Source organism: Mycobacterium sp. shizuoka-1 (assembly GCF_002723835.1).
Taxonomy (GTDB): Bacteria; Actinomycetota; Actinomycetes; order Mycobacteriales; family Mycobacteriaceae; genus Mycobacterium.
The window spans coordinates 26,500-40,109 of record NZ_BEWG01000001.1; the positions used below are offsets into that span (position 1 = coordinate 26,500).

15 protein-coding genes are annotated in these 13,610 nt (G+C 67.1%); 4 read left to right on the plus strand and 11 right to left on the minus strand.

The window, feature by feature from the left end; all coding sequences use genetic code 11:
- Positions 1-16 precede the first annotated feature (16 nt).
- Entirely contained in the window at positions 17-871 is an 855-nt protein-coding gene (locus MSZK_RS00140) for an SAM-dependent methyltransferase (RefSeq protein WP_099243594.1), read from the plus strand.
- A gap of 4 nt (positions 872-875) precedes the next feature.
- Here the strand turns inward: MSZK_RS00140 and MSZK_RS00145 are convergent, their stop codons facing one another.
- Genes MSZK_RS00145 through MSZK_RS00170 form a run of 6 tightly spaced genes read right to left on the minus strand, consistent with a single transcriptional unit; the run spans position 876 to position 6,631 of the window.
- Positions 876-1,673, minus strand: a complete 798-nt coding sequence (locus MSZK_RS00145; protein ID WP_099243596.1) for an ABC transporter permease subunit — start codon at positions 1,671-1,673, stop codon at positions 876-878.
- Positions 1,674-1,676: 3 nt separating this feature from the next.
- Positions 1,677-2,576, minus strand: a complete 900-nt coding sequence (locus tag MSZK_RS00150; RefSeq protein WP_099243598.1) for a 2-aminoethylphosphonate ABC transporter permease subunit — start codon at positions 2,574-2,576, stop codon at positions 1,677-1,679.
- A complete protein-coding gene (locus MSZK_RS00155) occupies positions 2,573-3,712 on the minus strand; it encodes an ABC transporter ATP-binding protein (RefSeq protein WP_371411265.1) in 1,140 nt (379 codons plus the stop codon). The genes MSZK_RS00150 and MSZK_RS00155 overlap by 4 nt, the downstream gene beginning before the upstream one ends.
- Positions 3,713-3,746: 34 nt before the next feature.
- Positions 3,747-4,793 (minus strand): 2-aminoethylphosphonate ABC transporter substrate-binding protein, encoded by a 1,047-nt coding sequence (locus tag MSZK_RS00160; protein WP_099243602.1) that lies wholly within the window; start codon positions 4,791-4,793, stop codon positions 3,747-3,749.
- Between the two features lie 15 nt (positions 4,794-4,808).
- A complete protein-coding gene (locus tag MSZK_RS00165) occupies positions 4,809-5,495 on the minus strand; it encodes a phosphonatase-like hydrolase (RefSeq protein ID WP_099243604.1) in 687 nt (228 codons plus the stop codon).
- A 20-nt stretch (positions 5,496-5,515) separates the two neighbouring features.
- Positions 5,516-6,631, minus strand: coding sequence for a TIGR03364 family FAD-dependent oxidoreductase (locus MSZK_RS00170; protein ID WP_099243606.1), 1,116 nt, complete (start codon positions 6,629-6,631; stop codon positions 5,516-5,518).
- 108 nt (positions 6,632-6,739) lie between these two features.
- On the opposite strand from MSZK_RS00170, the gene MSZK_RS00175 reads away from it, so the two are divergent.
- Both MSZK_RS00175 and MSZK_RS00180 read left to right on the plus strand, forming a co-directional pair.
- Positions 6,740-7,273, plus strand: a complete 534-nt coding sequence (locus MSZK_RS00175) for an HD family phosphohydrolase (RefSeq protein ID WP_233211042.1) — start codon at positions 6,740-6,742, stop codon at positions 7,271-7,273.
- Positions 7,270-7,962, plus strand: coding sequence for a GntR family transcriptional regulator (locus tag MSZK_RS00180; protein ID WP_199203141.1), 693 nt, complete (start codon positions 7,270-7,272; stop codon positions 7,960-7,962). The genes MSZK_RS00175 and MSZK_RS00180 overlap by 4 nt, the downstream gene beginning before the upstream one ends.
- 1 nt (position 7,963) lies before the next feature.
- Here MSZK_RS00180 and MSZK_RS00185 read toward each other — a convergent pair whose 3' ends face one another.
- From MSZK_RS00185 to MSZK_RS00205, 5 genes are all read right to left on the minus strand, one after another.
- Complete coding sequence (locus tag MSZK_RS00185) at positions 7,964-9,376, minus strand: NCS2 family permease (RefSeq protein WP_099243610.1); 1,413 nt, start codon at positions 9,374-9,376, stop codon at positions 7,964-7,966.
- A 19-nt stretch (positions 9,377-9,395) separates the two neighbouring features.
- Complete coding sequence (locus MSZK_RS00190) at positions 9,396-9,890, minus strand: hypothetical protein (protein ID WP_099243612.1); 495 nt, start codon at positions 9,888-9,890, stop codon at positions 9,396-9,398.
- Complete coding sequence (locus tag MSZK_RS00195; protein WP_099243614.1) at positions 9,883-10,551, minus strand: hypothetical protein; 669 nt, start codon at positions 10,549-10,551, stop codon at positions 9,883-9,885. Before MSZK_RS00195 ends, MSZK_RS00190 begins: the two co-directional genes overlap by 8 nt.
- 266 nt (positions 10,552-10,817) lie before the next feature.
- The gene (locus MSZK_RS00200) at positions 10,818-11,903 is read right to left on the minus strand and encodes a dihydrodipicolinate reductase (RefSeq protein WP_099243616.1); all 1,086 of its coding nucleotides are present in this window, start codon (positions 11,901-11,903) and stop codon (positions 10,818-10,820) included.
- Entirely contained in the window at positions 11,890-12,900 is a 1,011-nt protein-coding gene (locus MSZK_RS00205) for a Rieske 2Fe-2S domain-containing protein (protein WP_099243618.1), read from the minus strand. The genes MSZK_RS00200 and MSZK_RS00205 overlap by 14 nt, the downstream gene beginning before the upstream one ends.
- A gap of 59 nt (positions 12,901-12,959) precedes the next feature.
- On the opposite strand from MSZK_RS00205, the gene MSZK_RS00210 reads away from it, so the two are divergent.
- Entirely contained in the window at positions 12,960-13,580 is a 621-nt protein-coding gene (locus MSZK_RS00210; RefSeq protein WP_099243620.1) for a TetR family transcriptional regulator, read from the plus strand.
- The last annotated feature ends 30 nt before the right edge of the window (positions 13,581-13,610 follow it).

The window sequence follows — 13,610 nt, forward strand, 5'->3', positions numbered from 1 at the left end:
CTGACACACTTTGGGCATGGACTCGCTCGTCTCGAATGTGTCTGACACCGCGCGCTGGGTAGCGGCGTACCGAGCCAGAGAGTCCGCACGGCCCGACGCCCTGTTTCACGATCCACTCGCCGAGCGAGTGGCCGGCGAACGGGGCCGAGCGATCGTCGCCGCCGCACCGCGCCGGGTTCGCGATGGCTGGTGGCTGGTGGCCCGCACCAAGCTCATCGACGATCTGATCGCGCACGCGATCTCGGCGGGCTGCGACAGGGTGGTCAACATGGCGGCCGGTCTGGATACCCGCCCGTACCGGCTCGATCTGCCGCCGCAGCTGCGATGGCTGGAGGCCGACCTGCCCGGGCTGGTCGCCGAGAAGGACCGGGTACTGGCCGACCAGACACCTCGCTGCCAGTTGTCGCGCCACGCAGTCGATCTCGCTGATCCACAGGCCCGCAGCGCATTCCTGGACCAGGCGCTGGCCGGTGCAACCAAGGCGTTCGTGCTGACCGAAGGCCTGCTGATGTACCTGTCCGACACCGACGTCACCGAACTGTCGGCTGCGCTGCGTCGCCCCGAGATCGCCTGGTGGGCATTCGACTACACGTCACCGGGATTGCGTGACCTGATGAACAACAAGACCGCCGGTTTGCTGAACAATGCTCCGTTCCGGTTTTCCCCCGCCAACGGCCTGGCCTTCTTCGAGAACCTGGGCTGGGAAACCGTTGCGGTGGAATCTGTTCTGACGGCAGCCCGGCGGTTTGGTCGGCTGTCTGTGTTGATGCGGCTGGTGGCCGCGCTGCCGCAGCCAGACCCGCGCCGGCCGGGCAACAAGGCATGGAGTGCGGTGGCGTGTGTCGTACCGCCGAAGAGCTCGAGCCCGTAGCGGCTCAGCGCACCGCGGCGCGGCCGCGAAGCCGCCCGACGGTGATCAGCACCAGGAGGGTGACCGCGAGCAAGACCGTGGTGCCGGCCGCCGCCTGAAATGCCTGGCCACGGTCCGTCAACCCGAAAATGGTCACCGGCAACGTCTTCCAGGTGGCGGGATACACCATCACGGTGGCGCCCAGTTCGCCCATCGACAACGCCATCGCGAGGCCCGCGGCTGCTCCCAGCGCGGGCAACAGCAAGGGCAGGGTGACCCTGAGAAGCACCCTGGCGGGCCCCGCGCCCAGTGATGCGGCAGCTTGTCCGAACGCCGGGTTCAGCCGGGCCAACGCCGCGGACACCGCGCTGAACGCGAACGCCAGCACCAGCACGAAGTGGGCGAGTATGACGATCCAGCGGGTGCCGCCCAGCAGTAGTGGACGAGTGTTGAACGCGATCAACAGGCCCAGTCCGATCGCGACGGACGGTACCGCGATCGGCAGGTGGAAGACCGCGTCGGTCAGTCGGCTCAGCCAGCGAGGCGCGTCGCGCGCCGCGATCGCCGCCCAGGTGCCCAGGAGCAGCGCGAGGCCGCCGGCCAGGAACGCGGTCTGCAGACTGACCGACAGGCTGGCGAGATTCTCGCCGGACAGCGCCTGCCCGAAGCGGGCGAACCCCAAGTCCGACGGCAGCGGGCCGTTCCATGATCCGGCCAGCCCAGCCAGCAGCACCGTGGCCAGCGGCGCGACGAAGACCAGTAACACCACCAGCGCGAACGCGGTGAGAATCACGGCCCGACTCCATCTGCCCCACAACAACATCGGTCAGTCCCTCCGGCCTGGACCCGGGCGCAAGCGGCCGAAGAGCGACCGGTAGCCGACATACAGCGTCAGCGACAGCGCGATCTGAACGGTGGCGATGACGGCCGCTCCGGCCAGGTCGAATGTCACGATGCCCCGGGTATAAATCAGCACCGGCAGGGTCATCACGCCTTTGGCGCCGGTGAACAGCACAATGCCGAATTCGTTGAGTGTCAACAGCAAAACCAGGCTGCCACCGGCCATCAACGCCGGCCACGCCTCGGGCATGATCACCGAATGCAGCACGCGCACGGGGGAGGCGCCCAGGCTGGCCGCGACGTCGAGCTGCTGGCGAGGCACCATCGCGAAGGCTGCCAACAGCGGGCGGACGACGAACGGGGTGAAGAAGGTGACCTCGGCGGCGATCACCCCGGCCGGTGTGTAGAGGACATTCAGCGCCGGCCAAGTGTCCCCGGTGACGCTGGTGATCACCGCGTTGAGCACTCCGGCACTTCCGTAGAGGAACGTGAACGCCAGGGTGATCAGAAACGACGGCAACGCCAGGATCGTATCGATGAGCCGGCCTACCAGCGCCGAACCGGGAAACGGTACAAACGCCAACACGATTGCCAGGAACGTGCCCAGCACCAGACAACCCGCCGTCGACGTCGCGGCGATAGCCACCGTGCGCCACAGCGCCGACCGGAACGCCTGCGAACCCAACACCGATGTCCACGTGCCGATGCCCAGGCCACCGTCGCGGAGTCTGACCGATTCGAGACACACCCGGACCAAGGGATAGACGGCCACAACGAGCACGATGAGCAGCGGAGGCAGAGTCCATGCCACCGGGCGGAGCCGAGCGCCTGGCCGGGGTCGCGCCGAATCGCTCTGCGCGGCAGAATGTTCCAGAAGGACCGTCATCGGCCGGCCCGGACCAGCACACCCGCCGGCTGCGGGAAACGCAGGCCCACCTCGGTGCCCACCGGGTAGCCGGTGTGGCCGGGCGCATCGACCTCGATCAGCCGATCGGCCAATCCGTTGACCGACAACACCACGCGGGTTGTCGCGCCGCGCCAGACCGAGGCGTTGACATTGGCGCGCAGGGCTTCCGGATGTCCCAGTCCCACGATCTGCAGCGCGTGGGGCCGAATGCACACCAGCGCCTGGGAGCCGGGCGCCCACTCGACCTTGCCGACGGTCGGCTGCGGCGCCTCGGCGCTGACGGTCTTGTGCGCGATGGTGACCAACGCCGACGTTCCGATGACGCGGCCGATGGTGCACGGAATCAGGTTGGCGCCGCCGAGGAACGCCGCGGTGAAACTCGTCGGCGGTCGTTTCCACAGGTTCTCGGCGGTGTCGACGTCCATGAGCCGGGCATCGTTCATCACCACGATGCGGTCGGCCAAGGCCAGCGCCTCAGTCTGGTCGTGAGTGACATAGAGCATGGCAGTCTCGGGCAACGCCTTCTTGAGCTGCTGCAGTTCGGCCAGCATCGACTGTCGCAACTGAGCGTCGAGCGCAGCCAACGGCTCGTCGAGCAGCAGTACCCTGGGCCGGATCGCCAATGCCCTCGCGATGGCCACCCGCTGCTGTTGTCCGCCGGAAAGCTCGCGCGGCAACCGTTTTCCGAATGCCGACATACCGACCATGTCGAGTGCCTCGGCGACTCGTTGACCGATCTCGCCGCGCGCGACCCGGTGAGCCTTCAGCCCGAAAGCCACGTTCTCCGCGACCCGCATATGCGGGAACAACGCGTAGGACTGCAGCACCACGCCGATGCCCCGTTTGGCGGGTGGCAGGTCGGTCACGTCGCGTCCGGCGAGCCGAACGCTGCCCGAGGTCGGTCGGACGAATCCCGCCAGCGCATTGAGCGCGGTCGATTTACCCGATCCGCTGGGACCGAGCAGCGCAACTGTCTCGCCCGCGGACACCTTGAGGTTGAAGTCGATCAAGGCGTCGGTCGTCTTCCGGCCGCGCCCGTATGCCACCCGGACCCGATCGAAGGTGATCGCCGGAATGGCATCGGGCAGTGTCGACGTCGGCTGCGCGGCCGGAATGGTCGAGGGGGAGCTGACGCCGATTTCGGTCACGTCAGCTCCCGGTGGCCTTCTGATAGGCCGCCACATCGGCGTCGAGGTCGGCGAGCACCGCGTTCCAGTCCGGCGTCCAGACCTTGACCCCGTTCAGCAGACCGGTGGGCGTGTTGGGGCCCGAGGACTCGGCAGAGGCCTGGGCGATCGCGTCTTTGACGGGGATGCCCAACGCGTCGGTGGCAACGGTCTTCTGGACGTCATCGGAGAGCAGGAACGACAGCAACTTCTTGGCGGCGTCGGCGTGCGGTGCACCCTTGGTGACGCCCGCGACGTACGGCAGTGCCACCGTGGTCCGGGTGTGGTCGGCCATCTCCGGGAAGAAGATCACGAACGTCGAACCGTCGTCCTTGATCGAGCCCAGGTTCATCTGCACGTCGCCGTTGGCGACCAGCAGTTCGCCGTTGCTCACCTTGGGTTGCAGCTTTCCGGTGGACGACGACGGGCCGACATTGTTGGCCTGCAACTTGCCCAGATAGTCCAGCGCCCCCGGCTTGCCCATCAGATGCTGCAGCAGCACGAGCACCGCTGTGCCGTCGCCGGCCTGCCCTGGCGTCGAGTACTGCAGCTTGCCCTTGAACTCGGGGCGCAACAGATCGTCCCAGCTGGCCGGGGCGGGGTTGGCACCCGGATTGGCGATGAAGCTGAGCGCATTGTTGACGATGGCGACGTAGTCGCCACCGGGGCCGACGAGGTCGGCGGAGATACCGGTGGTGTCCGCACCGCTGGGTTGCAGCAGGCCGGACGTGTCGGCTTTCTGGATGAACGGGGGCAACGTCACCAAGAGGTCGGCCTGCGGGTTGGACTGTTCCTTCTCCACCCGCGACACGACCTCACCGGACCCCGCCTCGACCACGTTGACATTGATGCCGGTGCCCTTGGTGAAGGCCGCGAATTGGCTCTTGTACCAGGTGCCAAGGCCGTCGGCGGAGTACACGGTCACCGTCGTGCCGCCACCGGATCCCGAAGTGCCGGTGCCACCACAGGCGCTCAGCAACACCGCCACGGCGGCCGCACCGGCCAGCCTGGTCCACGTACGAACGTTCATGAGTACCTCTCGTTTTCAGCGGAATTGCAGGACAAGGTCGGCGAACTCGGTGACCGATGACACGACGTGAGTGGCGCCCGCGTCGCGGAGTTGTTGGGCGTTGTGGGCACCGGTCAAGGTGCCCGCGGCGATGGTGCAGCCGGCTCGCAGCGCACTGTCGACATCACTGCTGGTGTCGCCCAGGGCGGCGACATTCGCGACGCTGTCGATCTGCAGGCGCATCACCGCGCTCAAGATCAGGTCGGGGTACGGCCGGCCGCGCACGCCGTCGGCCGGGGCCAGCGTCAGATCGGCCAGCGACTGCCAGCCCAGCGCGGCCAGCAGCTTCTCCTGCGTCGTCGCGCTGAAGCCGGTGGTCAGCGCGACCTTGACCCCGGCTCCACGCAGAGTGGTGATGGCTTCCGCCGCACCGGGTATCGGGCGGGCCCTGCCGTTGTCGATCAGTTCGTCGTAGGCCGCTTCGAAGGCCTGGTTGGCCTGCTGGGCCAACCCCTCCTGTCCGAACAGGGCCCGGAATACCGAGATCTTCGACTGCCCCATGGTGTCGATCACGTAGCGGCGGGCGTGTTCACGCTCGGCGCCGCTGGGCGCGAGACCTGCCGCGGTGGCCGCCGCCTCGAATGCCTCGATCACCAAGCCGTCGTCGGCCACGCTGGTGCCCGCCATGTCGATGACCGCAAGGTCAATAGTGTTGTCCGCCATCCTCTTCCTTCGTTTACCGGTCAGATCCCGATCAGTTCTGCGGTCTGCTCGGCGATGGCCGGTGCGAGCGTCATTCCACGCCCGCCGGGTCCGGTGATCACCCAGATGCCGTCACCGACCGCACGTCGGCACACCAGTTCGCCGGGGTCGGTGCACTGGCTGTACACGCCCGCCCAACGCTGCCGGACGGGTGGCAGCGGTCGGCCGAGCAGATCTTCGACCAGCGCGGCCAGGTAGGCATAGGGGGCCTCATGCACGTCGAAGGCGAACGGTTCGGCGTATTCGTGGGTGTCGCCGATGGTGAGTCCGCCGTGCAGGCGCTGCACGCACAGCAGCTGCATCCTGTTCGTGGCCGCAACCTGCTCTTGCGGCTCGTTGTCGCGCAGGTCCTCCAGTGCGGATCCGGCGTAGGCCGGGTAGTACCGGAAGCTGTCGCCGTCGGCGATCGCGGTGGTGAGTGCTTCACCGAGGGGTTCGGTCTGCATCATCTGCAGCCGGACCCGCCGGACCGGAAGCTCACCGGCGAGTTCGCGCGTGAGCCCGCCATGGCCGGCCCCGGGACACAGAAGCACCAGATCACCCTCGTGTCGGCCGCCCCGGTCGTCGCGAACCAACCCGCGATCGACGAAGCGGGCCTCGGTGCCCGCCAGGAAGGTATAGCGTTCCGTGCCGTCCAGGTGGGCGCGGATGGCCGGCAGGGCCTGGCGAGATTCCACCGCGGCGTCGCCTGAACAGTGCAGTCCGGCAAGAAATGTCCCGCGCAACGCGGGGTTGAGCGCGCGCACGTCGGCCGGCTCCAGCAGGCTGAATCCACGGCGGGCGGCGTCCGGACGACCGAGCACGTCCTCGGCGACGGCGAGCTCGCGCGGGGAGCGCAGGAGAGTGAGCGATCCGGTGGGGCGGAAGCCGACCCCGGGGACCCGGCCGCCGATCTTTTCCCACAGCTCCCGAGCCCGAAGGGCGGCCTCGAGTTCGTGATCCGCGCGCCCGGACACCCACACCAGGCCGAAGTTGCGCACGGTGGCGCCACGCGCCTCGACTTCACGTTCGAGGTGGACGACGGTGTGGCCGCGCTCGACGGCCTCCCAGGCGTGCGCGGTGCCCAGCACGCCGCCGCCGATGATGATGACCCGCATGCCTCGAGGCTGTACAACGCGAGCGTCGGTGGCCCCACGGTGCGGTTCTGCCCGCCTGAACAGGAGATTAACGATTGGTATAGACCAATTTGGGGGTACGCTGTCGCCGTGTCTGACAACCAATCCGTGGTGCTGGGGGAAACCGCCGCCCTGCTGTGCTCCCTGCGGGGGGTGTGGGACGAGGACGCTGTCGACGATCTCGACCACGCACTGCAGACCGCCGCCCGCGCCCTCGACGACAGCGCAGACGACGAACTGGTACTGGCCGCCGCACTGCACGACCTGGCCCACAGCCCGCTGTGCGATTCGGTCAACCGCGACCGGCACGAGGTGGCCGCGCGGGAATGGCTGACGCCGCGATACGGCGCGCGGGTGGGCTGGCTTGCCGGAGCGCACGTCGCCGCCAAGCGTCACCTGGCGGCCACCGAAACCGGCTACGCCGAGGGACTCTCGCCGACATCGGTGCTCTCGCTTCGGGCCCAGGGCGGCGCGGGTGTCGATACCGAAATGGCTTGTCACCCATGGTGGTCCGACGCACTACGGCTGCGGCGTTACGACGACGCCGCCAAGGTGCCGGGCGCCGCCGCGCTGAGCATCGAAGACGTGCTGGCCGTCGCCGAGCGTGTGCTGAGCCGCCGGTGAGCAAGGTCGCCGTGGTTCGCAGCGGGCTCGATGAGCTCTTGGCGCGCCTGGCGGAAGGGGATCCGGTGCCCGCTGAGCGCGACCTGGCCGTGCGCTTCGGTGTCGCCCGGGACACGGTGCGGCAGGCGCTGCACGAACTCTTGCTCGAAGGCCGTGTCCAGCGCCGCGGGCGCGGCACCGTGGTCGCCAAACCTAAATTGACACAACCGCTTTCGTTGCGGTCCTATACCGAGGGCGCAGAGCGGATGGGCCGCAAGCCCGGCCGCATCCTGGTGACCTGGGAGGACATCGAAGCCAGCGGGGACCTCTCGACCGCACTCGACGTCGAACCGGGGCAGCCGGTGATGCATCTGGAGCGCGTGCTGTTGGCCGACGACGAGCGCATCGGGCTGGAGAGCACCTACTTGGCGGCGTCCCGATTCGCCGGCCTCTACGACACGTTCGACCCCGAAACCTCGCTGTACGCCGCGATCCGGGCGACGGGCGTGCAGTTTCACTCGGCGGACGAAGTGATCGAGACGATCCTGCCCACCCCCCGCGAGGCCGGCCTGCTGCTGACCACGACCGCCATGCCGATGCTGCATCTGCGTCGGCGATCGCTGGATGCGCAGGGCTCGCCGATCGAAATGGTGCGCGCGTTGTATCGCGGCGACCGGGTGGCATTCCAGACGACGCTGCGCGACGAGTAGCTCAGCCGCCCAGCAGCGACTCGATGCCACTGCGGGCGAAGTAGAGCACGAACCCCGCGGCGACGACCCACAGCAGCGGACTGATCTCGCGCGCCTTACCGGCCGCGGACCGAACGACGACCCAGGTCACGAACCCGACCCCGATGCCGTTGGCGATCGAATAGCTGAACGGCATCACCGCGACGGTCAACACGACGGGCAGGGCCACCGAGAATTCCGAGACGTCGATATGGCGCAGCTGGGAGAACATCATCGTCCCCACGATCACCAGTGCGGCCGCGGCGACCTCGGTGGGCACGATCTGCGCCAGCGGCCCGACGAACATCGCCGCGAGGAACAGCGTGCCGGTGACGACATTGGCCAGCCCGGTGCGGGCGCCTTCTTCGATTCCGGCGCCGGATTCGATGAACACGGTGTTCGACGACGCCGAGGTGGCACCACCGACCACCGCGCCGGCCCCCTCCACGATCAGCGCGGAACGCAGGCGCGGAAATTTTCCGTTGTCGTCGGCCACGCCGGCTTCGCGCGACAGCCCGGTGAACGTCCCCATGGCGTCGAAGAAGTTGGCGAACACCAAGGTGAACACCAGCATCGTGGCGGCCAGGATCCCGATGCGCCCGAAGCTGTCGAAGCTGACGGCGCCGACCAGGGACAGGTCCGGCATCGCGAAGGGCGATCCCGACAGCGTCGGCACCGACAGCGTCCAGCCGCCCGGCTTCTGCGTCGCGGAGCCCAGATGCCAGATCGCCTCGACCACGACGGCGACCACGGTGCCGGCCACCAGCCCGAGCAGGATGCCGCCACGGACTCGGCGCACGACGAGGATGCCGGTGAGCAGCAGGGTGAAGACGAACACCACAGTCGGCACCGTGCTGATCGAGCCGTGGCCGCCGCCGCCCAAACCAACTGGGGGAGAAGGCAAACCGGTGGAGGAGATGAATCCGGCGTCGACCAGTCCGATGAACATGATGAACAAGCCGATGCCGGCGGTGATCGCCAGCTTGAGTTGCATCGGCACCGCATCGAAGACCAGCCTGCGCAGCCCGGTCACCGCCAGCGCGACGATGATGAGACCGTTGATCACCACCAGGCCCATCGCCTCGGGCCAGCTGACGGTGCCGACCACGGTGGTGGCCAGGAACGAGTTGATACCCAGCCCGGCGGCGAACGCGAAGGGAAGCCGGGCGAACACGCCGAACAGGATGGTCATCACCCCGGCGGCCAACGATGTGGTCGCCGAGACCTGCGCAAACCCGAGCTTGTTGCCCGCCACGTCGGCGGCGCCGGACAGGATGATCGGGTTCAGCACGACGATGTAGGCCATCGCGATGAACGTGACCAGTCCGCCGCGCAGCTCGGCGCCGATGGTCGAGCCGCGGGCGGTGATCTCGAAGAAGCGATCGAGGCGATTCACGCTTGGAACCCTAGGTGGGTCAGGCGGACGACGGGACGGCGGTCAGCGGGATCGCGACGGTGCCCTGGCAGGGACCACTGTCGATGGTGGTCTGGAAGGTGCCGGACAGCGAGCCGTCCGGCTGCGGGGTGTAGGTGGTCACCGAATTCGCCGGGTCATAGGTGATCGTGCCGTCCGGCAGGGTGCAATCCCAGCGCCAGCTGTTCGACCGCATCCAGGTCGACCCCGTCCAGGTGAACGTCGTGGTCTGCGCGGCATTGTCCTTGGGTGTGGGCCCGTCGAGTACCGAGGCGATGCAGCTCCCCGACGAGCAGTCGGTGTTGATCTTGTAGGACGCGGTATAGGGCGTCTCCTGCTGCGTGGCCGCGATCGACGTGCCGGACTTCTGGTCGGTGTGGAAGGTGATCTTGTACCAGCCACCCCAGAATGCTTCGTCCGCGCCGGCCGCCGGGGCCAGCACCAGCGCGCCGCTCAGCGCCAGGACCAGGCCGCCGAAGCGTGTGGTATCAGCCAAAGTAACTCTCGCCGCCGGTGGGATAGCCGCCACCGTCGGTGGCGATATGCACGTGAGTGTAGTGGTTGGCGTCGTCGGAGCCGAGGTTGCTCATCAGAAAGGGCTTGCCGCCCTTGTCGTACAGAATGCGCCGCCAGATCACATGATTCAGGGACAGCCGGTCGGCGTTGGCCAGGGCGAAAGCCGCGATGCGGTCACCGAGCTCCTTGCCTTGCGGGGTTTGGTAATTCGGGATCATCACGTCGATGGCCAATCCCATCGGATGCCACTTCAACGCGTCGGCCCGAACCCCGCCGATGTTGTGGATCTCGGGAAAGTAGGCGCTCACGAGGCGCTCGGCCAGGATCGTCTTGACCTGCAGCCCCTTCTCGATACCGACGCCGGCCGGGAGTGCCCGCAACATACTGCGGTTGACCGCGCTTCGGCTGGCCACCAGCTCGGCCTGGGTCATGACGACGTAGTGCCCGCTGATCCGGGCGGCTGGGAGTTCCACCGCGCTTGCGGCGACGAGTTCGGCGCAGCACTTGGGCCCGCCCGGGGCCAGCTTGCTGGGCGCTCCGCCGGTGCTGGCGGTGAGAATGCCGGCCACCGGGAGTGCGGCTAGCGCGACCACGGCGACCGACCAACGGCGCCGTGGCTTGGCTAACCGATGTCTGCCCACGGGCGGCACTCTACCTGGACAATTCCGGCGTTTGAACACCGTTCGCTATCTTCCGTCCAGCGCCCGACGGGGTGCAATGTGCGCTGTCGACGTCCCGTGAGGTTGCTGCCGAGTCGCGCCCCTGACCCGCTGTACAGCCTCGCATCGGGCCAAAAATCGGCGGCTGAACAGCGTATTCATCTGCTGTTCACCAAACCGAATCCGGACCGATACCGTCGTTGTTTCAGTTCGCTCTCCGGGCGGCAGCGAACGAATACGGCGTCCGGTTATTTCTTGAAGCGGCCGGCGAATCCGCGCAACGGAAGGTCCGCGCTCGTGATCAGTCCCGGCGGAGCCGCCACCACGGCCGGAATGGCGTTCAGCGCCGGCATGCCGGTGACGGTCATCCCGATCGAGGCGAACGACGCCACATCGGAGAGGTCGACACCCGGCTTGGGGAAGATCATGTGCTTGTTGTAGACGAACGGGTCGCCGGTGATCTGCGTGATGTAGCAGCCCTTGATATCCCAACTCGGATCGGTGTGCGGGGTCATCTGCCACTCCAAGTGGGTCTCCACCCGCGGCACTCCGTCGACCATGCCCTGGTACTTGAGATAGTTGCCGCCCAGTGAGCCCTTCGACAGCTGATACCAGCCGAGGTCGACGTCCTTGGTGCAGGCGCCGAGTTCGTAGGTGAACTTCACCTCGTCGAGTTCGAGGTCGAAGCAATCGGCCATCATCAGCACACTGTCGGCGAAGACCCGGGTGTACTTCTCGAGCATGCCGGGCAGGGCCGGGTCGTCAACCGGCAGCCCGTAGCCGACCTCTTTCCAGGTGTCGGCCGAGTGGTGACAGGACACGTCGACCGACTCGATGGTGGTGATGTTCTCGATCTCGGCGACATCCGACGAGCACACCACGCCGAGGATCTGGTTGACGCCCGGGTTCATGCCGGTGCCGTAGAACGTGGAACCGCCTTTCTCACAGGCTTCTTGGAGAAGCACAGAGACCTTCTTGCCGGAATGATGCGGATGGTTGGTGTCGCGGTGCCAGCCGGTGATCCAGTCGGCGGTGGTGACGATGTTGATACCCGCCTCCAGCACCGCGACGTAGAGGTCCTCGTCGGGGAATACGCCGTGGAAGGTCAGCACGTCGGGCTTGGCCGCGATGATCTCGTCGACGGAACCCGTTGCGATGACACCGTTGGGCGCGATGCCGGCGATCTCACCGGCGTCGCGCCCGATCTTCTCCGGCGAGTAGCAGTGCAGGCCGATCAGCTCCAGGCCACGGTGCTCGCCGATCCGCTTGATCATCTCGGTGCCGACGTTTCCGGTCGCCACCTGGAACACCCGGATCGGGCTATGAGCTGACATGGGCGGGTTCTCCTTGGTGGTCGGATACATAGAACTGGTTGGCCCACTGGCGGATTGCGGTGAAGCCGTCGAACTCGGTGGTCGCCAGCGCGGGCCGATGGGTGTAGCGCTGGTGTTGCCAGATCTCGATGTCGGCGGCGAACTGGTCGATCACGTCGTGGGCGAACGCTTGTGCCTTGGCCTGCGCCTTCGGGCTGTCGTCGCCGGGCTTTCGGCCGATGTAGACCATGAATCGGACGTCGGAGGTGAACTCGTCGACCGGGGTGATCGCCGAGATGGTGCGGTTGTCCACCATGCCCCAGCTCTTGGTGACCGCGACGCCCAGCCCGCCGTTGATCGCTTCGACGCCGCTGTTCACGTCGTCGATGATCTGACCTTCGTCACCCTCGAAGGTGATCGTGAAATCCACGTAGGACACCGGCTCGTCGAAGTCGTGCCGGGTGAACAGCGGCACGATGGGCGTCTGGTGCACGAACTTGAAATGGGCGAAGTCCACGCCGTTTTCGAGCACATACTGCGGATGCAATTCGAGCTGAGGTCGGTACAGCCGGGCCTGCGGGTAGTAGTCGGCGGCGGTCTTGTCGTCCCCGAAATCGGCGAAGATGTCCGGCGCTTCGAAATACGGTTCACGCCCTGCGACGTCGTGCCAGATGTACACCGACGAATTGCGCTCGACCACAGGATAAGTGGGAATACGGCGGCCGCGGTTGGGCCTGTCCTGGTAGGGGATGCAGACGTTGCGGCCCTCATGGTTCCACTGCCAGCCATGGAACGGGCACTGAATCACCTCGCCGACCACTTGGCCGCCGTAGCCGAGGTGGGCGCCCAGGTGCTCGCAGTAGGCGTCCATCACCGTCAGTGCGCCGGACTGCGCGCGCCAGGCGACCATGTCGGTGTCGAAGTACTTCATCCGATGCACATCGCCCACCGCGATCTCGTCGGACCAGGCGACCTGGAACCAGCCGGTGGGCTTCATCGAGAGGGACGGTTTGGCCACGCTGGCGAGTCTAGAAACACTTCATAGAGGTGTCAATGAATCTGGGTTAGGCTTTTGGTGTGGCGGAAGCGGACAGCGCGCGGCGGCGGCCCAACCGACGGGGGTCGGCCACCCGGGAGAGCCTGCTCGAGGCCGCTCTCACCGCACTGGCGTCCGGTCAGCCTGGCGCGGTGTCGGCCAACCGCATCGCGAAAGACGCCGGTGCCACGTGGGGCACCGTGCAATACCAGTTCGGCGACACCGATGGCTTCTGGGCGGCGGTACTGCGCTACACCGCGGAGCGGCGAGCCCACATCTTCACCGCACCGGACCCGTCAGCGAGCCTGCGCGACCGGGTGGCCGGCATCATCGACACGCTCTATGACGGGTTGACCAACCGGGACTCGCGCGCGATCGAGAACCTGCGGGCTGCGCTGCCGCGCGAGCACGCCGATCTCGAGCGGTTGTATCCACAGACCGCGGCCGAACTGTTCTCCTGGGGCCAGGGGTGGCAGGAGACCTGCCAGAAGGCGTTCGCCGATCTGCAAGTGGACCCGCAGCGGGTTCGCGAGATGGCCTGGCTCATCCCCGGCGCGATGCGGGGCATCGCCTCGGAGAAACAGCTCGGCAGCTACGGCGATCTCGACGAAGCCCGGCGCGGGCTGACCAACGCGATCGTCGCCTACCTCGGCTCACGGTAGTTTCGCGCCGAGATCGACGAAATGTCACCG